Origin of the sequence: Methanosarcina barkeri 3 (assembly GCF_000970305.1) — an archaeon.
Taxonomy (GTDB): Archaea; Halobacteriota; Methanosarcinia; order Methanosarcinales; family Methanosarcinaceae; genus Methanosarcina; species Methanosarcina barkeri_A.
Map to the genome: position 1 here is coordinate 1913179 of NZ_CP009517.1, position 21377 is coordinate 1934555.

Sequence of the window (21377 nt, forward strand, 5' to 3'; positions counted from 1 at the left end):
GGTTGCCTCGATATAAAAATCATAGATCTAGATTATATTTGTTTAAAAGGTATTAGCATGGGACGAAGGAAGAAAATGGTCGAGCGCGTAACGACGCTCATGAATGAGCCGGTAAGAATAAGAAATATCGGGATCGTTGCGCACATTGACCACGGAAAAACTACATTATCGGACAACCTGTTAGCCGGTGCCGGCATGATTTCGAAGGAACTTGCAGGCAGACAGTTATTCATGGACTCCGACGAAGAGGAACAACAAAGAGGTATTACAATCGATGCCTCCAACGTTTCCATGGTTCACACTTTTGATAATGAAGACTACCTGATCAATCTGATCGACACCCCCGGACACGTTGACTTTGGTGGGGACGTAACTCGTGCCATGAGAGCTGTGGACGGGGCTGTTGTTGTCGTGGATGCAGTCGAAGGTACAATGCCCCAGACCGAAACCGTGCTGAGGCAGGCACTCAGGGAACATGTCAGACCCGTACTTTTCGTTAACAAAGTAGACAGGCTAATCAATGAGCTTCAGGTCGATTCCCAGGAAATGCAGGTCCGTCTTGGAAAAGTCATTGATCACGTGAACAAGCTCATCAAGAACATGAACCCTGAAAAATACAAGGCAGGCTGGAGAGTCGATGCTGCAGCCGGAACTGTTGCTTTCGGGTCAGCTCTTTACAACTGGGCAATCAGTGTGCCCATGATGAAGAAAACCGGGGTTTCTTTTAACGACGTATACAATTACTGTAAAGCCGGAGACATGAAGTCTCTTGCAGAAAAATGTCCCCTGCACGAAGCTGTTCTTGACATGGTTATTCACTTCTTGCCAAACCCACTTGACGCCCAAAAGGGAAGAGTACCTGTTATCTGGCATGGAGATGCGAAATCTGAAATCGGAGAGTCCATGACCCACGCAAATCCGGAAGGAGATCTTGCGTTCATGGTAACTGACATTTCAGTTGACCCCCACGCAGGTGAAGTTGCAACAGGAAGGCTGTTCAGCGGTTCTTTTTCCCGTGGTATGGAAGTCTACACCTCAGGCACTGCAAAGAAGAGCAGAGTCCAGCAGGTAGGTATCTTCATGGGCCCTGAGAGGCTTGAAGTGGAAAAGATTCCTGCAGGAAACATTGCCGCGGTTACCGGTCTGAAAGAAGCGATCGTGGGATCCACTGTAACAACTCTCGAAGGCATGACGCCTTTCGAAAGCATAAGGCACGTAAGTGAGCCTGTGGTTACTGTGGCTGTAGAAGCAAAGCACACCAAAGATCTGCCCAAACTGATTGAGGTGCTCAGACAGGTTGCAAAGGAAGACCCGACCCTTCAGATCACTCTTGACGAGGAAACCGGAGAACACCTGATGGCAGGCATGGGAGAACTTCACCTTGAAGTTATTGCCCACAGGATTCAAAGGGACAAGAACGTTGAGATCACCACGAGCAAGCCAATTGTCGTTTACAGAGAAACTATTAAGAGAAAGATCGAACCTACGGAAGGAAAGTCTCCAAACAGACACAACAGGTTCTATATCTTTGTGGAACCCCTTGACCTTGAAATTGTCAGTGCTATTAAAGCCGGCGATATCAGCATGAATCTGCCCGAGCTTGAACGCAGGCAGAAACTCATGGATCTCGGAATGGACAAAGAAGAGGCAAAAGGCATTGTCGGGATCTTCAATTCCAATATCTTCATTGATATGACCAAAGGTATCCAGTACCTCAATGAGACAATGGAACTTGTGCTTGATGGGTTTGAGGAAGTCATGCGTGCAGGCCCACTTACAAGGGAACCTGTGGCAAACGTTAAATGCGTGCTCGTAGATGCGAAGCTTCACGAAGACGCAATCCACAGAGGTCCTGCCCAGGTCATTCCTGCTTCAAGGCAGGCAATTCAGGCAGGTATGCTTATGGCAGACGACACTCTGCTCGAACCTTATCAGAAGGTTTTTGTTCAGGTACCCCAGCTTTTAATGGGTGGTGCAACAAAGGAACTGCAGGGCCGCCGTGGAATTATTCTTAACATGAGTACGGAAGGAGACCTGGCAATTATTGAGGCTAGAGTGCCTGTAGCTGAGATGTTCGGATTTGCTGGTGAGATCAGGTCTGCAACTGAAGGACGTGCCATGTGGAGCACCGAATTCGGAGGGTTTGACGTTGTGCCTACCAGCATTCAGAACGAAATTGTGGGCCAGATAAGAGAAAGGAAGGGCCTGAAGAAAGAATTGCCCAAAGCCGCTGATTACCTTTCAATGTAAGCGGAATTTTCCGCTTTTCCCTTAATATTTATATGGATATACCTATCCTCAGATAGGATAGATAAAAGCACCCGGACCGATCTGGAAGGGAGGAGTATCCCTATCGGTTCGGGTATATGGCCAATCGGAAAGCTTTAAGATAAGGTATGCCTATATTGGGGAAAGCAGTCCAGACCACTGGAAATTTAGAAAGTGGCGGTTCAAGAAGGAGTCCGGAAAGGGAAAACTGACAATATTGATCGGACGAAAGAATATAGAAAAGATGAATCAGTATTGAGATCCGCCCTAATATTAATATAGTAAATATTTGATATACGAATGAAACTCATCCAGAATTACAGGAGAATTATAATATGGCAGCTGATAAACCGCACATGAATTTAGCAGTGATTGGTCACATTGACCACGGAAAATCAACATTCGTAGGACGCTTAATGTTCGATGCAGGAGCTGTAGCTCCACATATCATCGAGAAGTTTAGAGAAGAAGCAAAGCAGAAGGGTAAGGAATCTTTCGCCTTCGCATGGGTTATGGACTCTCTTAAGGAAGAGCGTGAAAGAGGTATTACAATTGACATCGCTCACAAGAGATTCGACACAGACAAATTCTACTTCACAGTCGTAGACTGCCCAGGCCACCGTGACTTCGTAAAGAACATGATCACAGGTGCTTCCCAGGCTGACGCTGCTGTCCTTGTTGTCGCAGCTCCTGATGGTGTCATGGCCCAGACTAAGGAACACATTTTCCTTTCCAGAACCCTCGGCATTAACCAGCTGATTGTCGCAATCAACAAGATGGATGCAGTCGAATACAGCGAAGCCAGGTATAAGGAAGTCGTCGAGCAGGTCTCCGGTATCCTTAAGATGATCGGGTTCAAGCCAAGCGAAATCCCCTTCATCCCGACCTCTGCATTCTACGGTGACAACATTATAAAGAACAGTGAAAATACTCCCTGGTACAAGGGCCCATCCATTATGGACTCTCTCAATAACCTCAAAGAACCGGAAAAACCATCTAATCTCCCTCTCAGGATCCCTGTCGAAGATGCATACACAATTTCCGGTATCGGAACCGTACCTGTAGGCAGAGTTGAAACAGGTGTTATGAAGAAGGGTGACAAGGTCGTCTTCATGCCAGGCGGAGCAACCGGTGAAGTAAAATCCATTGAGATGCACCACGAAGAAATTCCACAGGCACTTCCAGGAGACAACATTGGCTGGAACATCCGTGGTATCGGCAAGGCCGATGTCCGCAGAGGAGACGTTTGTGGTCATGTTGACAACCCACCAAAAGTAGCTGACGAGTTTGTAGGACAGATTGTTGTTCTGCAGCACCCCTCCGCAATCACTGCCGGATACACCCCTGTTTTCCACGCCCACACCTCCCAGATTGCATGCCAGCTGATCGAGCTTAACAAGAAGCTGGACCCGAAGACTGGACAGGTAAAGGAAGAGAACCCAACCTTCCTTAAGGCAGGAGATGCAGCAATCGTTACCATCAAGCCAACAAAGCCAATGGTTATCGAGCCAGTAAAAGAAATTCCACAGCTCGGCAGGTTTGCTATCCGTGATATGGGTATGACAATTGCCGCAGGCATGTGCATGAGTGTTAAGCAGAAATAACACTCTCCTTTTTCATTTTTTAAGGAGAAAAAAGGTATGCAGAAAGCTAGAATTAGATTGTCAGGCATCAGTCCCAAAGATCTGGACGGAGTCTGCAATCAGGTCAAATCCATTGCGGAAAGAACAGGAGTTAACATTTCAGGACCTGTTCCGCTACCCACAAAGAAACTTGTAGTTCCTACAAGAAAAAGCCCGAGCGGAGACGGAACTGCAACCTGGGACCACTGGGAGATGCGTGTACACAAGCGTCTCATTGATATTGCAGCCGATGAAAGGGCACTTCGTCAGCTCATGAGAATTCAGGTTCCTAAAGATATCAATATCGAAATCGTACTCGAAGGATAATCGAGAAATAGAGACAGGCTACAGAAACTTTCTGTACCCGGTCTTGCAAACTTCTTTTCCATTTCTTTACTTTAGAATAGACTATTTTCCTCAGTATAAATTTATGAGGAATCTGCCGGCGGCCGTCAATTTAGACGCTCTTTCCGCCAGCGTTTCTGCAACTTTTGTCTTCTTGTAAATCTGATCTTGCTTAGATATGGGTTTGCAGATATGAGTATCCCACTTTCTGCAGGTGCGGCAAGATCTGACTTTGATTAATGATTTTTTCATCGGAACACGAGATCCTTTAGTTTCGCTCAGGAGAACAAAAAGAGAATAGATTACAACAAACTCTGACCTGATAACCTTATTAACTGTATAAACTATTCATGAAGAGCCTCCAGACAAGCTGGTAGGTGTGAAATATATATGAGTTTATAAAGCCCTTTTTGGGGATGAGTTTTCTACCTGTAAAGCCTTACGTAGTGTTGAGCTTTTCTTGTAAACCTCAATAAAGAGAGAGTTCCATCTAACTCACATAGTTATATTTAATTCTCGAAACTTAGCTTTTACATAATTGATGTCTTTGCTTCTTGCCTCATAAAACTTAAGTTCTAAGTTTTCTAGGTAAGAGTACAGAAATTTAATATCCTTGATATTTGACGAATTCTCAATGATAAAATCCTCAATGCATTCTTTAATTTCGGAGAAATTTCGTTCAGAGTCCATTGCTATTCTTGATAAAGCTTCCAAAACGTCATTATGCAAGCTGTGAAAACTGTCTTGGGAAATGTCTTCTTGATAACTCATTTTCAGTAACCTTAATAAATCTGGAACAAAAATAAAATCGTGAATGGATCGTAGAGGAGATTCACCAATAAACCAAGGATATTTTTCATTTTCTTTTATCCATTCAATTAAAAATTGAAGTCCCTTTATATTTTGAGATTTCATTAAGTAAGCAGAGGACTGTAATTTATCATTTTCGTTTCCGTTGTTATAAGTGTTTAAAAGAAAAGCTTCACAATCCTTATTATTATCAATAAGTATTTTAAGAATTTCCCATTTAAAGTCATCACTTATTTTTGTTAATATAACTTCTAATTCATATAGGTCTTCTGACATTTCAGCAGTAATGTCCAATGCTAGTTTTCGTGCACTATAAGCTCGATTTACATCAGTTATAATGTCAGGAGTAAATTGTAATATTTGTTTCATTCTGTAGCTTTTGCAGTAAATAACGTGATTTTCCAAAACGAAGTCATATTCGATTCCTTCCTTCAAATTTTCTAAAATTCTTGTTTTCATTTCTTTGGGAGATAACCGCCTTTCCAGATATTCTATTCCAACAAATTCGGTCCCTAAATCAAAACTATCAAAAGAAATCATGTCTAATAGAACATTTACTGGATAGGAAATATCAAATTTTCTTAAAAAATACCACAGAAGTATGGCTGTTCGATCAGTGGTTATCCTTTTATCCGTTTTAGAAATTGCTTTTTTAAAATCAACATTATGAACGTGTGAAAGGCACCATTCAGATACATATTGTTTTTGTTCCGGCGTAAAACTAATGCTCTCATCTCTTATCGACATCTCGTAAACTTTTCCTATGACAAAATAGTCCCACTTCAAACCATTAATATTTTCAATAGCTTCTTCAAGAGTAATTGTTTTATCACCAGCAATTTTGTATAATAAACGAATTATTAACTCAGAAATATTATCTTCAAAATTTTCTAATTTAATGTGAGAGAGCTCGGAGCGTGTAAGTTTTTCTTTCTTGCTTATTTTGAAGATCCTAGAAATTTCTCCAAGGAATAGATCTTTATTAAAAATCAACTCAATGTCTCTTTGAACTCCTTGAATCCTCATTTTTTCATAATCTTTTTTGGGAGGTAAAGCAAATCTTTCTCCAAACTTTTCGACAATAAGTCTGTTAAATTGAGGACACAACTGCTTATTTTCAAACGCAAGTGAGTTTTGTAGACTCCATATTTCGGAATCTGTAATTCTCCTGTCCTCATATTCATTAACATAAAATTCAATACAGTTCATATCAGCTAAAGCTCCGAGGATTAAAAATGCATCTTTCTCAACATTCCTTTCCAAATAAATATTTTGAAAAACCTGGAGTCTTAAATCGGCATTGTCAAAAAAACATAGAAAATTTTGAGCCTGCCTTTCATGCCCTATTAATAATGCTTTGAATAACTCCAAACAAGGTTCTAAAATTGAAGGATCTTTCTTGTAAGCTTGAACAGCATTGTCCAAAAAACCAATTTCCCGGTTAAAATAAATATTTTCTAAATTTTCAGGTTTTTTCCTAAAAAATTCTACAATTTTTTTAATTGATTCAGGAGAATTAGCTTTATTAAAACCTTCTTTTAAGTATGTAAGTTCTGAAGAAGAAAAAACCTTTCGGGAATATGCACAATCAACTCCTTCTAGAAAAATATCTACGTAATCATTAAGAAAATCACTATTACATAAAAGACGATACAATCCTGACCTGATGTTATCATCTTTTGATCTTCTCAGTGAAGGCACAATTTGATCAACGATCCCTTTTGAATCGAATTTGTGGACCGACAAACACTCAAGGGCATAATTTTGCACAATTCCTTCATAACTTGTTTCCAAAGCGCGCTTTATTAAAATATCTTTTACCTTATCTTTATACTCTGTCGGTATATCTTTTATTTTGCACAATAATTCGATTGCCGTTCCTATAGTAGTAAAATGTGCACCGCTTTCGATCTTTTTCAGCAAGTAGTGGACTATCTCATCAGATTGTCCGAATCTCGCAAGTTCATCAATCCGGAACTTACCCCATGGTATCCATATTTCTTTTTCTTCATAGCTTTCGAATATTTCCTTGAATATTTGAATCCTCTCTTTTTTACTGATTGTATTATACTCAAACTTAACAAAAAGTTCAGGTTGCACGGATAAAATCCATTTTTTTAGATCATCAGCACTATAGAGGGCAACTAGAAAAGAAAGGGTATTTAACCAAGAAAGAGAAATTTTTTCATGTTCATTTCCAGAAGATACAAGTCCCTTAATCACTTCAATGGGATAGTTTGAAAGTTTTTTAGCTGCTAGATACTCCTGGAAATTATTATGCTCAAATTGCCAAGTTACATTATCTACTTCTTGCTTAACCCATGTCGTGCAGTATTTCAATAATTCTCTTGAAGATGGTTTTGGTAATATATCTTCTAATTCTTTATTACCAATGTAGTTTCTTCCTAGACATTCCATTGCTAAGGCAATGTGTTCTAGGATTTTCATTACATTTTCCTTCTCATTCTTCAGTTCTTTTGTTGTGCGATAGTGCTTAATGTCAAGTTTAATTCTTAATTCTAATAAATTTTTGAATATTTCGGCTTTACTTTTTGGCAAGTCATTGTTTTTTGTAAACAATTCAATTAAGTATTTTAAATAAAAAGGAGATTTCAGTAAAGGATAAAGATCTTTCTCGTAGATCGAATCAAAAAAATATGTTGATTTAAAATCCAGCTTATCTTTGGCATATTTCTTAATCTCTTTATTTTCAAGGTTAAGAAGTATATAAGAAGTAAACCCATTCAACAGACCTTCATCTTCTTCAGTTTCTATTTTGTAAAAATTAGTTCTGCAAGAGACTACAATGTGCACATTTGGATATTCTCTCACAAAAAATTCTATTTCACGAATTGCATCATTGATATTTTTACTTTCAATTTCATCAAATCCATCAAGCAAAACAAGTAGCTCTTTTTCTGGTATTTGCTCCCAATTTTTAGGGAAATACTCTTTAATTCTCCTGTTTGTGTATAGGTTGAGAGGAATAAAAATAGGACAGTAAGAACGAAGCCTCGAACAATGATAAGCAAGTTGCTTTAGCTCAGTTGTTTTCCCTACTCCCGCATCACAAAGAAGTACAACGTGTTTGTTTTCATTAATTGCTTGGTACATATTTTCATAATTGTTTGTGCTTGAAAACAAAGCAATGCTGGGACTGAAGTTTTTCGCTTTGCACACATTTCTATCTAAATAATCAGAGACAACAGAACGGTTTTCTAAAGACTTGTAAAGTTCTATTATTCTATGCTCCATATTCATAGAAGAGAAGGTAAAGGTTTCAGAGGGATCAGACTCTATATATGATTTATGAGTCACTATATTTTCAAGGTCAGAAACTTCAAGTCTCGAGGCATTAACTCTGCTTTCACTGAAAGAAATTGAACCATTACTTTCTTCTTCATATTTCGCATACATCAATAGTTTTCTAAAAAATGCGTCAAAATGTCCATCTTCTCCAACTATTATTTCTCCTTTACCACGAACTGATAAAATTTTCGAACCTTCACTTTCTGCCGGAGGAGTTGTCGGATTTACAAAATAAATTTCATCTCCTTCCTTTTCAAAAAGCGTGCATACATCTCGATCTTGCATGCTGTGTCCTACAATTATGAGACTCTGATTGATAAATCTAGAAATATCCGAATTGATTTTACTTTCAAAAGCAAAGATTTCGTTCTGAGTAAAAGCATAGCTTTTTGGAGATTCTAAACTACCATGAAGTTTAATTATTTTCAAAGGAATAAACGGAGAATTAAGCTGTTCGACTATTACTTCGGGTCGATCTTTATTATTTATAATTACAACAAAATTTTCTGACTGGCACAATCCTGCATTAATTAAAGCTCTTTCTAGTAAGTTGTCTAAGTTTGTCGAAAAGACCATTTTAATGAAGCCATTTCTTATTAGTTGGACTAAATGACCATATCCTTCAGAAGGATTTTTGTTTTCCAATAAATGTTTTTTAAGAATTAAATATCGATCACTGTCTCCTAATTTTTTCCAAGTTTCAAAAAAATAAGTACGTTTTTCTTGGTTAATTTTTTCATTTAGATATTCTGCAAATTCTTTATTTTCTTGATCAGCTTCTTTAATTTTATCTTCCCAATAATCAAGATCTGACTTAGTAGCATGAGATTTCAATACATCATCAACAATTTTCATCAAATTTGAGCATCCAGAATTTATGGATGCTCCAGCTCCGAGGAACAAAATATATGGGTCAGCGCCTGCTTTTTTTCTTGAAACCATGTGATTGGCTAAAGCTCTTATATGATCAGACATATGGCGTATCATCTTCCGTGCTTAGAATTCCAAAATCAAATGAGAGATACTAATTCAAAAATTTTGTCATTTTTCACATTTCTAATAACAAATTTCTCATAATATTAACATAAAAACTGTTCTGAGTAAAAAAGTATTTATTTCAGTCGAATGCTCCGCTAGCTTGCAGGCTGTCCGACAATTACCTTCAGTAATAAAAGAATTCCTTTTTTAATTTAAAGGTCTGATTTGCTTCTTTTTAGCACTTTTTATTACTACCAATAATTGTCTGACAGCCTGCTTGCTGCTAGAATGGAAAATTTTACGGCAACTATTGAAGATAATATAATTTCTCAATTTCGTTTCCAGTTATTAACCTCTGCTTAAACTAAATTACTTAAGGTTATTATTTCCTTTAACGGAATTTGGAACGGTGGTGCAAACATACCCGTTGCTTGCAGCAGGCTACGCCAGCGCAACTTTGATTATTGTGGTTGTAATTTTTAATTTTCCGCTGGATACCGGACAAACACTGCAAGAATGGGACACAACATCGTAGGAATAATCAACAGAAACATTGCGTCCGAAAGCGATCCCATGACATCAGCAGCCCATCCGATAATTGCGGCTCCTACTCCCCCAATACCCATACAGAGCCCGAGAATAAGTCCCGATGCAAATGCGACGTTTCCGGGGAGAAGTTCCTGCGTCATCGTAACTGATGTCACATAGCAGAAACAGGCAAAAAACGAGTACATCATAATCCCAAAGTACATTAGCCAGCCGTCAGCAAGAAAAATAAGGGCAAACAATGGTACTGCGCATAAAAGACCCAGAACGAGCATCAGTTTACGCCCGTAACGATCCGAGAAATACCCGCCTGCAATCTGGCCCGCAACTCCAAAGAACAGCATAATCGTGACAATAAAAGATGTTGTCACCGTATCAAATTCTCTATGTTCTAGAGTTAGAAGTGTTGGCAGATAAGTAATCAGTCCCATGTATGCCCAGGCTCGAAGAGAGCAGATTACCACAACCAACCCTGCAGGAATCCACCAGAATTTTTTCTTCTCTGCAAGCTGACTTTTAACTGTCCTGACTGGTTTTTCAAAAACTTCTTTGTTTAGATATCGGATGTCATTTCGGTAAATCCATGCAGCACCTATAATACCCGGAATCACCATCCATATAATTGATGGAAGACCGGCAAATTCAATCAAAACTCCTGCAATAAACGGTCCAAGAGAATAGCTAATGCTGCCGCTTGTTGTGAATATTGAGGTGTACATTCCCCTTTTGACAGGAGAGCTTAATCGGTAAACAAGATCCATTGCTGAAGGATGGAACAATGCATGGCCGATTGCAGCTCCCATTACCATCATAAGAAGTACCAGATAACTTTTTGTGAAAACCGTAAGACATATGCCAGTACTACCAATTAAAACGCACAGAGGAACACTTGCACGCCATCCGGTTTTATCGCTGTAGAGACCGACAAACGGTTGGGTTACTGAGGATACAACATTAAATGCCGTGACAATAAGGCCGGCAAGAAAATAGGACAGGCCCATAGTGTCAATCAGGAGTGGGAGGATAATCGGAAGTATCGGGGTATAGAGGTCTATGAGAAAATGTCCGGTGATTACCCCTGTGAGTTTTTTGTTAACGTTTTCAGTAATTGTAATCCCTTCTTGAAAATATTGTAATTTTTGATACAGCATCTCAATAACGTGGGCAATTGCTCGGATTAATGGAATAAGCCCTGGCAATTGTCCCAATTGAACACATTCACTTAAGGTGGATTTTTGATGTCGGGACCGTCAGCTCATTTGGGTATATCTCAAACCCGGTTACATTAGAACTGAGAGCAAAAACATCTGTACCATAGAAAACGGAATTAACGGCACTTCTTTTTGAGTCAATATTGCAACCGCATATTCACAACGGTATATTCACAACCGTATATTCGCCGGTTTTGTAAACGCTGGCCACAAATAAGACCCTGATCTTCGCGTTTTCTATGTGATAATCTTCAGAATAAAATAGAGTGAATGAGGAAGTCCCCTGCAGGTATTTAAGGCCTTAAGTCAACAATTTGATTATACAAAACTATGAAGAGTCAGAAAAGATTAATCAAATCCGACTTACGAAGAGTCAAATCAAGGTTGACTTACGAAGAACCAAAAAAGATTAATCAAGTCTGACTTATTTTCTTTGCAAGAATCATATGCGGAGGCTGGATATACCCTGCTGAATGACCGGACGGATCATTCCGTTCCAAAAAGGCATCATAATCTTCCAAGAACCTCCATGAAACAGCCTCAAAACCATGGGATTGTGCAAGGGAGGTTATCCTCTCAGGTGTATTGTTTTTCGCAAGGGGCAGGTTCGGCTTAACACCAGAATACAACTCATTAAATCTGTCATTACGACTACTTTCCTTCTCTGTCCCGTCAGGGTTCTGGAACCACAAACCATCAATTATCATCATGAGGCCACCGTCTTTTAAAAGCCTGGAGCACTCATTTATAAACTTGTCCGGTTGAGGCAGGGTCCAGAGAAGATATTTGCTCAAAACGAAATCATACTCTCCATCACATAGAGGAATTTCTTCTGCATCTCCCTGTACTAAAGAAACATCTACTCCTTTTTTTCGGGCATTTTCCGCTGCTTTTTCAAGCATATTTTCTGACAAATCCACACCGGTTACATCATGCCCCATGGAGGCAAGAGAGATTGCAAGAATTCCAGGACCTGTTCCTATTTCTACTGCACGGATTTTTTTATCCGTTAGCAGTATTTCATAAAACAGAGATTTCCAAATCTCCATTTCTTCATCCATACATTTGGCATATTCCGTATGATAATCAGAACTTCTGTAGTCCCAGTATTCTAAAATTTTATCCTTCATCTCTGATATTCCATCTTTCACTTCTAATATTCCATCTGTCATTTCCAGTGTTTCACCTGTCATTTCTAGTGTTTCACCTGTCATTTCTAGTGTTTCACCTGTCATTTCTACTGTTCCACCTGTCATTTCTATTCCTCAAACAAACTTGGCACCAAACCGTTTCTATCCGGAATAACATTGTTATCCAGAGCGATATTATGTTTGTAACATGATTAATTTGGATTAACGGCACCTCATCCCGAATAAAGGCCTTAACCTCTTATATTTGCATAATGATGAGCGAATTCGAAAGCCTGTATAGTAATCTGTGATTTGGGTATCTTTTTATAGAATTATATTTTATTGTGTATGAATAAAACAATATGTAGTATTACTATTTATAATAATAATTTGCTTAACTCATCATAATTAACAATATATTAATAGTTATGCATTTTATTTCCTAATTTAACTGAGATAAATAACGATTAAGTCATACATCTATTCTGCATAATATTATTCTGAATGGTAAAAATAAATAAAGTGATCTAAATGGAGGACGCTGCATCCTGAAAAAGCTCTCTTAGATTAAAAACGAGTTATCAAACCCAGGAATGGTGTAGTTCGGTTAGACCTGCAACATAACATCTGCCAGGTCACATATACGACTTACTGAACAGTTTTTGTTTCAAATAAAATTTGTACTTAATCACACTTACTGGATAGGTATGGAATAAAATCACGCACTTTAAATATACAGATATAAAATAAAATCACACACTTTAAATATACTCCTCATATTCTAGTTAAAAATAATGTTAATAAACTAAATATTTATGTATTGGTGTTAATAATGAAATTTAATGCACAAAAAACAAAAGTTTCCATCCCTACTGTTGCTGTAATTCTAATTGTAGCATTGCTCTGTGCAGGATGTGTTGATACTGGGGAGGCGTCTAAAGAAAAAGTTCTCCGCGTAGTTTTTAATGAAGGTCCTGATACCGGGGGCAGTCTTGATCCTGCCAACGGCTGGACAGGGTGGTATGTCCATCAGGCAGGCATCTATGAAACATTGTTTTACTACGATGCAGACATGAACCTTATGCCTAAACTCGCATCCGGATACAAACAATTAAACGATACCGAGTGGGAAATTCAGCTCCGTAAGGATGTAACCTTCCACGACGGAACAAAAATGGATGCAGATGCGGTGCTCTTTTCGCTAAAAAGAGTGCTTGATCCGTCAAACAGCAGGTCATCAGAGTACTCTTTCATTAAAGATGTACGAAAGACTGGTGAGTACACTATTGTCATTGAAACTAATGATGTCTATGCTCCATTAATTTCATCTCTTGTAGACCCTGTCATGTCTATAGTCAGTCCTAAAATCGTTGATGCGGACAAACAGCCGGATGGGACCGGTCCTTTCAAGTTTGTTTCCTTCGAACCGGGTGCAAGCCTTGAAGTCGAAAAGAACCCTAGTTACTGGGACGGCGAGGCCAAAGTTGACCGTATACTCATTCAGTACAACAAAGACAGTACGGCAAGAACAATGCTGATAAAATCAGGAGATGTCGACATTTCCAGAGATCCTCTCCAGAGCGAGTATTCGGCACTTAAGAGTAACCCTGATATAAACGTCACTTCCAAAGAAACACTGCGGACTTATTTCCTGTATATAAATGGCGGCAAAGCCCCATTCAATGACACCAGAGTCCGCCAGGCCCTCTTTTATGCGATCAACCGCCAGGAAATCGTTGATACAGCACTCGAAGGAGTTTCCGGTATACCGGCAAAGGGAATATTCACAAATACCATGCCCTGGAACGCAAACAATCAGATTGAATCCTACGACTATAACCCTGAAAAGGCTCTGGAACTCTTCGAAGAAGCAGGAATCACGAAAGGCACGGATGGTAAGCTGTACTACAACGGAAAACCATTCATGATTGACATCCAGACCTATACAAAACGTGCAGCTCTTCAGCCGAGTGCGGAAATCCTCGCTTCACAGCTAGAAAAAATTGGCATTACCTCAACTGTGACAATTCTGGACAATGCTGCACTTACGGAAAACGCTGTTGCAGGAACTTATGACCTCTCACTTGCCGCGTGGAGCACTGCACCTACCGGGGACCCGGACTACTTCCTCTCAAGCCATTACCTCTCAACAGGCAACTACGCGTCCAAATGGCTCCGCTATTCCAATCCTCAGGTAGATAAGTGGATTCTTGAAGCAAGAACCGAAACTGACGAAAAGAAACGTGCTGAGCTGTATGATAAAATCCAGATACAGATTCAGAAAGATGCAGTATTACTGCCCGTTTTCTATGCCAACGAAATTTATGCACTGTCATCAAATGTGACAGGCTTTGAGATGTATCCAAACGAGTATACAATCATCACCAAGGACATCGGATTTGCATAAATTTGCAGGAGGAAATGAGGAAAACTGCCGTTTGCAGACAGCAGATTTGATGTTATTTGTAGAAAGGTGTGCTTCCGAGGGGAGATCAGTGAAGGATAGATCAGTGAAGGATAAAGCTTACGTGGCGAAGTCCTAAACCATCTCTCCTTTTTACGATAACATGCCGTGAACAATATCTGAAATCAGATGGTGTCTGAAAACGGATACTTTCAAGGGTTTTTCATTCCGGAAAAGATCAGTGAAGTGAATAATGAATATTGATGTTTTTTTATCCGGGCTGGAAATTACGATATGCCGTATTACCCAGCCGGATAATTACAATTTTTCTACTGGAAGAGGTATTGACATGGTGTTAAGGACAAAGTTATCATTTGCCTGCACGACAGTTTTTTTTATTGCAGTCGTCATCTGTTCGGGTTGTGTTCAGACAGAGGGTTCTGAAGAAAAAGTTCTTCGCGTGGCTCTCACAACTGGCCCTGATACAGGAGGAAGCCTTGATCCTTCTATTTCATGGGAAGGTTGGCCGATGAGAAGAACCGGAATATATGAGACTCTCTTCTCTTACGACGAAAATATGAATCTCCAGCCTGAACTTGCAACAGGTTATAAACAGTTAAATGATACAAAATGGGAAATTCAGCTCCGCAGGAACGTAACCTTCCATGACGGAACTATAATGGACGCCGATGCCGTGATTTATTCCATCAACAGAGTTCTTGACTCCTCAAACAGCAGGTCATCAGAATACTCTTTTATCAAAAACGTCTACAAAACCGATGACTACACAGTCGTCGTTGAAACAAACGAATCATATGCACCAATTATTCTCATGTTCACAGACACCATCATGTCAATTGTAAGTCCTGATGCAGAAAACCTTGATACCGAACCTGTCGGAACTGGACCATACAAATTTGTCTCGTTCGAACCGGGTGCCAGTATAGAACTGGTAAAGAATCCTGATTACTGGGGTGAAGCGCCAAAAATTGGCAGAATAATTATCCAGTACAGCAAAGATGCTGCTGCAAGAACTCTTCTGCTCAAATCAGGCGATGTTGACATTGCAAGGGATGTCCTGCAAAGCGAGTACGCAGCCCTTGAAGCTGACCCTGACACTAATATCGTATCCAAAGAAACGCTTAGAACCTACTTCATGTACATTAACGAAGGAAAAGCACCGTTCAACGATGTAAAGGTTCGCCAGGCACTTAATTATGCAATTGATCGGCAGGAAATCGTTGATACTGCCCTCGAAGGTGTTGCCGGCTCTCCGGCAGTTGGAATATTCCCGGACATCATGCCCTGGAGTGCGAACGACAGGATTGAAGCTTACGAATATAACCCTGAAAAAGCCCTTGAACTCTTTGCCGAAGCGGGAATCAAGCAAGGAAATGATGGTAAACTCTATTACAACGGTAAACCGTTCACAATTGAAATCCAGACATATACAAAACAGGCAGCGCACCAGCCAATGGCAGAAGTAATTGCCGCCCAGTTTGAAAAAATCGGCATCACCACTACAATAAAAATTGCCGAAACAAACTCAATTAATGCCGATGCAGTATCAGGAAATTATGACCTTGCACTTTATTCATGGGGTGTCGCACCTGTAGGAGACCCTGACTATTTCGTATCAAGTCACTTCCTTTCAACCGGAACTTATGCATCCACATGGCTCCGCTATTCCAATCCTCAGGTTGATGAGTGGATTCTTGAAGCAAGGGCTGAGACAGACAAAGAAAAACGTACAAAACTCTACGACATGATTCAGGAACAGGTCCAGAATGATGCGGTACTGATCTCTATCGCATACAAGAAGGAAATTGACGGACTTTCCCCCAATCTCAAAGGTTTTGAAATTTATCCAAACGAATACACATTCATTACAAAGGAAATGGAACTTGCCTGAGGGATTAAAAAATGAAAGACAAAATTACAGAACACTGGAACAAGATTAGTCCGAATTATCGGAAAATGTATCGTGACCACCTTGATGAAGAGATTCTCCTGATGCAAAAACTCTTTTCAGAGAAGCTGCCAGCTGGTAAGAAACTCAATGTCCTTGATATTGGAACAGGGCCTGGCATCCAGGCATTTGTTTTTGCCGAAATGGGACACAATGTTACTGCTCTTGACATCTCGGAAGAGATGCTTGCACGTGCAAAAGAAGGGGCAAAGGACCGCAATTTGTCAATCAGGTTTGTTGCAGGTGACGGAGAAAACCTGCCTTTTGAAGATTGTATGTTCGATATTATCGTAAACATGCACCTTCTCTGGACGCTAACGGACCATGACAAGTTCTTCAGTGAATGCCTGAGAGTCCTGGTGCCAGGGGGCAGAATTCTTGCAATCGATGGCCAATGGTTCCAGCCAGGATACGTCCCAAACAGAAATTACAACCCGGAAGAAAGAAATCATGATGAGTTAATTGAATATCTTCCGCTTTATGACAGTAACTCACCTGAAATGGTTACAGCCATCATGGAAAATAACGGGTTTTTCGAGGTCTCCTGTAAATCTCTTCCCGAGTATGCAGAGTATATGAAAAGATGCGATCCGGAAGGTTATGACTATTTATCTGTCCCGTATCTTGCCACCGGAATAAAACATTGAGGAATAAAAAATGGAAGACAAAATTGCAGACGACGAATATAACGCATTTTTGCTGGAACATGGTCGGATATGTAGCCCCATACCTCGTTTCTACAAGGAAGCGTTAAGCTTGTCGAGGGTACTGCAATGCTAAATGATTATTTCATCCGTCGGGTTTTATATCTGGTCCCTGTCCTCATATTTATCTCATTCATGAGTTTTTCACTCATCTATATCGCACCTGGCGACCCTGCAGAGATTATGATGACGAGCCCCTCAGGTGGATATGATGAAGCAGCTGTTGAAGCTTTCCGCATAGCCCACGGTCTTGACCAGCCGTTTTACATCCAGTACTTGAACTGGCTTAAAAATGCGGCTGTCGGAGACTTTGGCTACTCGTACATGAGCGAACAGTCGGTATTTGAAACTGTTCTGAATGCATTCGAGAATACGCTGAAACTTTCCGTTCTTGCCCTTGCAATTGCTCTTGTTATTGCTATCCCTCTCGGCGTAGTTTCAGCTCTGAAACATAATACCATTGTTGACGACACCTGTCGTTTTGGCGCTCTTCTCGGAGTATCCATTCCTAACTTCTGGCAGGCCTATCTGATGATAATTTTCTTCTCGGTAATCGTTCACTGGCTCCCAGCATCCGGATTTGGCCACGGGACAGACATCAGCTACATGATTCTGCCGGCGGCTGTTCTCGGGACAGGGTCAGCAGCCGTAATGATGAGGATGATCCGTTCAAGCATGCTGGATGTCATGGGAAAGGAGTACATCCAGACTGCCCGTGGAAAAGGACTATCTGAAAAAATCGTCATTGTCAGGCACGCATTGAAAAACGCACTTGTTCCGGTTATCACGGTGATCGGTCTGTCGATTGGTTTTCTATTAAACGGCTCGGTTGTTGTTGAGACAATTTTCGGATGGTCAGGCATTGGAAATCTTGTGGTGGACTCAATTCTTTCCCACGACTATATGATGGTACAGGGCTCGGTGCTCTTTGTTGCCGTCATTTTCCTTCTGATCAACTTCTTTGTAGACCTGGTCTACGTTTGGGCTAATCCGGAGATACGCTATGATAAAACTTCTTAAAAACCGACAGATTGCTCTTTCCCTGATAATTCTCGGCGGGCTTATCTTCATGGCCATATTTGCCGGTTTTTTAGCCCCATATGATTACACGGAAAAAGACCTGCAGAACCGTCTGCAGCCTCCGTCTTTCGATCACCTTTTCGGGACCGATAACCTTGGCCGCGATATCCTTACAATGGTAATATACGGTGCACGAGCATCACTTTTAGTCGGGTTTGCGGTTGTTAGCATTTCACTTGTAATAGGAATGACGCTTGGCGTTCTGGCAGGGTATTACGGAGGGTGTCTGGATGAGATTATCATGCGGCTAACGGACAGTTTCCTTGCTTTTCCGTCAATGTTTCTGGCACTTGCAATTACAGCGTTTTTGGGACAGGGGATGGAAAACATGATGCTTGCTTTAATTGCTGTCGAGTGGACAGTGTTTGCAAGGGTTGCACGAGGTTCAACACTTGACGTCAAGACAAAAGGCTATGTTCGGGCATCCAGGTGGATTGGTGCTTCAAATGCTTATGTAATGATAAAGCATGTTCTTCCCAACATTATATCTCCTGTTTTGATCATGGCATCGCTTGGGATCGGTAATGTGATTCTGGCAGCGGCCGGTTTAAGCTTCCTCGGACTTGGGGTGCAGCCGTCAACACCGGAATGGGGTGCAATGTTGAATGCAGGCCGTACATATTTCACAACCGCTCCCTGGCTGATGCTTTTCCCGGGTCTTTTTATAATGATAACTGTTCTTGCATTCAACTATTTCGGCGATGGGTTGAGGGATGCACTTGACCAGAAGATGAAAAATATTGAACTTGAAGGGAGGTTCTGACATGTCTGATGTATTGCTAAAAGTATCCGACGTTTCTGTAACAATCCCGACTGAGCAGGGAACGGTTCACGCGGTTGATGATGCAACATTTTCGATTAACAAACACGAGGTTTTTTCACTGATTGGGGAGTCAGGCAGCGGTAAGTCAATTCTTGGCCAGGCAATAATGCGGCTGCTTCCTCCGAATGCGATGTTTTCCGGCAAAGTGGAACTTGAAGGTATGGAAATTTCAGCTCTTTCCGAGAAGGAAATGCAGAAAGTCCGCGGCAAAATGGTTTCATCAATTGCTCAGAACCCATATCTTGCAATGAACCCCGGAATAAGGGTTGGCACTCAAGTTGCAGAGCCAATGCAGGCACATCTTGGAATGAGTAAAGAAGATGCAAAGTCAAGAACATGTCAGGCTCTGAAGTATTTCGATATCATCCCTCCTGAAGTGCGGGAAAGGGAATACCCGTTCCAGTACAGTGGCGGAATGTTACAAAGAGCAATGGTTGCAATGGGAACGGCTGCAGATCCTGAACTCATTATCGCTGATGAACCGACAAAAGGCGTTGATGTGCTTAAGAAGCGCAATATTGCAGCAATTTTTCAAAAGGTTGCCTCTAAAGGCTGTGCGTTTCTTTTAATTACGCATGATGTAGGTTTTGCCCGAGCGATGTCAGACAGAATCGCGGTAAACTATTGCGGACAGATTATAGAGATCGCAGAGAAGGAACCGTTTTTCAAAGAACCTTTGCATCCGTATTCACAGGCACTTTTAGACGCGGTGCCGGAGCGTGGCATGCACCCGATTCCAGGCCCGTCACCTTCGATGATTGAGGTGCCGGAAGGTTGCAGGTTTCATCCTCGATGTCCGCATAAAACGGACAGGTGCCTGAAAAATCCGCCGGTTGTGGAAATAAACGGAAGATGTGTGAGGTGCTGGATGTATGCTTAAGGCAGATAATCTGCATTATGTTTACACCTCAGGATTGATTAAAACAGTCAAAAAGACAGCTGTCTGCGGCGTTGAGCTTGAGATCTTTCCGGGTGAAACGGTGGCTGTTGTCGGTGAGTCGGGGTGTGGTAAATCAACGCTTGCAAAGATGCTTGTCCAGCAACTTGAGCCGGTTTCCGGGGAAGTGTTTTTTAACGGGACGAAATTGACCGGAATGAGCTGGAAGAATCTTCGAAAGTTTATGGGGAAAATCCAGCTGATTCCCCAGAATCCGGATGATGTGGTTGATCCTAGATGGACGGTTGAAAAATCGGTTGCCGAGCCATTTATCATTTGCGGAGGTTTTTCCAGAGAGGAGATTTCAACAAATGTAGATGCCCTGTTTGCAGAAGTAGGGCTTTCTGCGGAACACAAGACCCGATATCCTCACGAGCTTTCAGGAGGGGAACTGCAGAGGGTTGTAATTGCCAGAGCACTTGCTCTGAAGCCTGAGTTACTGGTCTGTGACGAAGCGACCTCGATGCTTGATGTGTCGGTGCAGGCTTTTATTGTGACGATGCTCAAAGAGATTCAGATGAAACGCGGTCTCAGCCTGGTGTTTATTACACACGACCTGGAGGCGGCGAAGGCTGTTTCCGATCGGGTACTGGTGATGTATGCAGGTGAGATTGTTGAGGAAGGGGCGGATGTGTTTGATCGACCATTGCATCCTTATACGCGTGCTCTCCTGGATGCAGCACGGTATATGTCACTTGAGGTTGTGGTGCCTGAGGAGATCGGAGAACTTCCTTATGGTTTTTCAGGTTGTTCCTACTACAGATTATGCCGTGAGAGAATGGATGCGTGTAAAAAGCCACAGAAATTACAGGATGTCTCAGGTAGATTGGTGAGGTGCTGGAAATCAAAATGCGGCAGTCCAAAAAACTAATCTAATGAACAACTAAACTGATAAACAACTAAACTGATAAACAACTAAACTGATAAACAACTAAACTGATAAACAATTAATCTAACGCACAACTGATCTGATAAGCAACTGATTTGATAAGCAACTGATCTGATAAGCAACTGATCTAATAAACAACTGATTGATAAACAACTAATATCATAAATACTACGGAATTCTGCGCAACCGTAGTAGCTGTAGATACCTGACACTCCTTCCTGAAGGGCATAAAAGTCTAGTATATAGTTTAAAGGTATTGTTAGAGAATTCTACAGCTTTTCTGTATTATTAACACTTAATTGTTAGACTCAGGCTTACAGGCATATAAAAAAGACTTTACAAGAGTAAAATA

Annotated in this window: 13 protein-coding genes; 10 read left to right on the forward strand and 3 right to left on the reverse strand. The window is 40.9% G+C overall.

Annotation, left to right across the window (positions count from 1 at the left end):
* Positions 1–57: 57 nt before the first annotated feature.
* The 3 genes from MSBR3_RS07715 to rpsJ all read left to right on the forward strand — a co-directional run bounded on the left by MSBR3_RS07715 (position 58) and on the right by rpsJ (position 4217).
* Positions 58–2250 (forward strand): elongation factor EF-2, encoded by a 2193-nt coding sequence (locus MSBR3_RS07715; RefSeq protein ID WP_048107408.1) that lies wholly within the window; start codon positions 58–60, stop codon positions 2248–2250.
* Between the two features lie 353 nt (positions 2251–2603).
* On the forward strand, positions 2604–3872 hold the full coding sequence (tuf, locus tag MSBR3_RS07720) for a translation elongation factor EF-1 subunit alpha (protein ID WP_048107409.1): 1269 nt from the start codon (positions 2604–2606) through the stop codon (positions 3870–3872).
* A 36-nt stretch (positions 3873–3908) separates the two neighbouring features.
* Positions 3909–4217, forward strand: coding sequence for a 30S ribosomal protein S10 (rpsJ, locus tag MSBR3_RS07725; RefSeq protein ID WP_011021276.1), 309 nt, complete (start codon positions 3909–3911; stop codon positions 4215–4217).
* 513 nt (positions 4218–4730) lie between these two features.
* Here rpsJ and MSBR3_RS07730 read toward each other — a convergent pair.
* The 3 genes from MSBR3_RS07730 to MSBR3_RS07740 all read right to left on the reverse strand — a co-directional run bounded on the left by MSBR3_RS07730 (position 4731) and on the right by MSBR3_RS07740 (position 12345).
* The gene (locus tag MSBR3_RS07730; RefSeq protein ID WP_048107410.1) at positions 4731–9329 is read right to left on the reverse strand and encodes an SIR2 family protein; all 4599 of its coding nucleotides are present in this window, start codon (positions 9327–9329) and stop codon (positions 4731–4733) included.
* A gap of 482 nt (positions 9330–9811) precedes the next feature.
* Positions 9812–11086: an MFS transporter gene (locus MSBR3_RS07735; RefSeq protein WP_230627962.1), complete on the reverse strand. Its 1275-nt coding sequence runs from the start codon at positions 11084–11086 to the stop codon at positions 9812–9814.
* Positions 11087–11502: 416 nt separating this feature from the next.
* Positions 11503–12345 carry a class I SAM-dependent methyltransferase gene (locus MSBR3_RS07740; RefSeq protein ID WP_230627964.1) on the reverse strand — a complete coding sequence of 281 codons (843 nt, stop codon included), beginning with the start codon at positions 12343–12345 and terminating at the stop codon, positions 11503–11505.
* A gap of 706 nt (positions 12346–13051) precedes the next feature.
* On the opposite strand from MSBR3_RS07740, the gene MSBR3_RS07745 reads away from it, so the two are divergent.
* The 7 genes from MSBR3_RS07745 (at position 13052) to MSBR3_RS07775 (ending at position 21007) form a co-directional block, all read left to right on the forward strand.
* The gene (locus tag MSBR3_RS07745; protein ID WP_048107411.1) at positions 13052–14626 is read left to right on the forward strand and encodes an ABC transporter substrate-binding protein; all 1575 of its coding nucleotides are present in this window, start codon (positions 13052–13054) and stop codon (positions 14624–14626) included.
* A 250-nt stretch (positions 14627–14876) separates the two neighbouring features.
* The gene (locus tag MSBR3_RS07750; RefSeq protein WP_230627966.1) at positions 14877–16535 is read left to right on the forward strand and encodes an ABC transporter substrate-binding protein; all 1659 of its coding nucleotides are present in this window, start codon (positions 14877–14879) and stop codon (positions 16533–16535) included.
* Positions 16536–16546: 11 nt separating this feature from the next.
* On the forward strand, positions 16547–17239 hold the full coding sequence (locus MSBR3_RS07755) for a class I SAM-dependent methyltransferase (RefSeq protein WP_048107412.1): 693 nt from the start codon (positions 16547–16549) through the stop codon (positions 17237–17239).
* A gap of 126 nt (positions 17240–17365) precedes the next feature.
* Positions 17366–18316: a nickel ABC transporter permease gene (nikB, locus tag MSBR3_RS07760; RefSeq protein ID WP_048107413.1), complete on the forward strand. Its 951-nt coding sequence runs from the start codon at positions 17366–17368 to the stop codon at positions 18314–18316.
* Positions 18300–19139 (forward strand): nickel transporter permease, encoded by an 840-nt coding sequence (gene nikC / locus MSBR3_RS07765; protein ID WP_048107414.1) that lies wholly within the window; start codon positions 18300–18302, stop codon positions 19137–19139. Before nikB ends, nikC begins: the two co-directional genes overlap by 17 nt.
* A gap of 1 nt (position 19140) precedes the next feature.
* A complete protein-coding gene (locus MSBR3_RS07770; RefSeq protein ID WP_052723325.1) occupies positions 19141–20079 on the forward strand; it encodes an ABC transporter ATP-binding protein in 939 nt (312 codons plus the stop codon).
* Complete coding sequence (locus tag MSBR3_RS07775) at positions 20072–21007, forward strand: ABC transporter ATP-binding protein (protein WP_048107415.1); 936 nt, start codon at positions 20072–20074, stop codon at positions 21005–21007. Before MSBR3_RS07770 ends, MSBR3_RS07775 begins: the two co-directional genes overlap by 8 nt.
* The last annotated feature ends 370 nt before the right edge of the window (positions 21008–21377 follow it).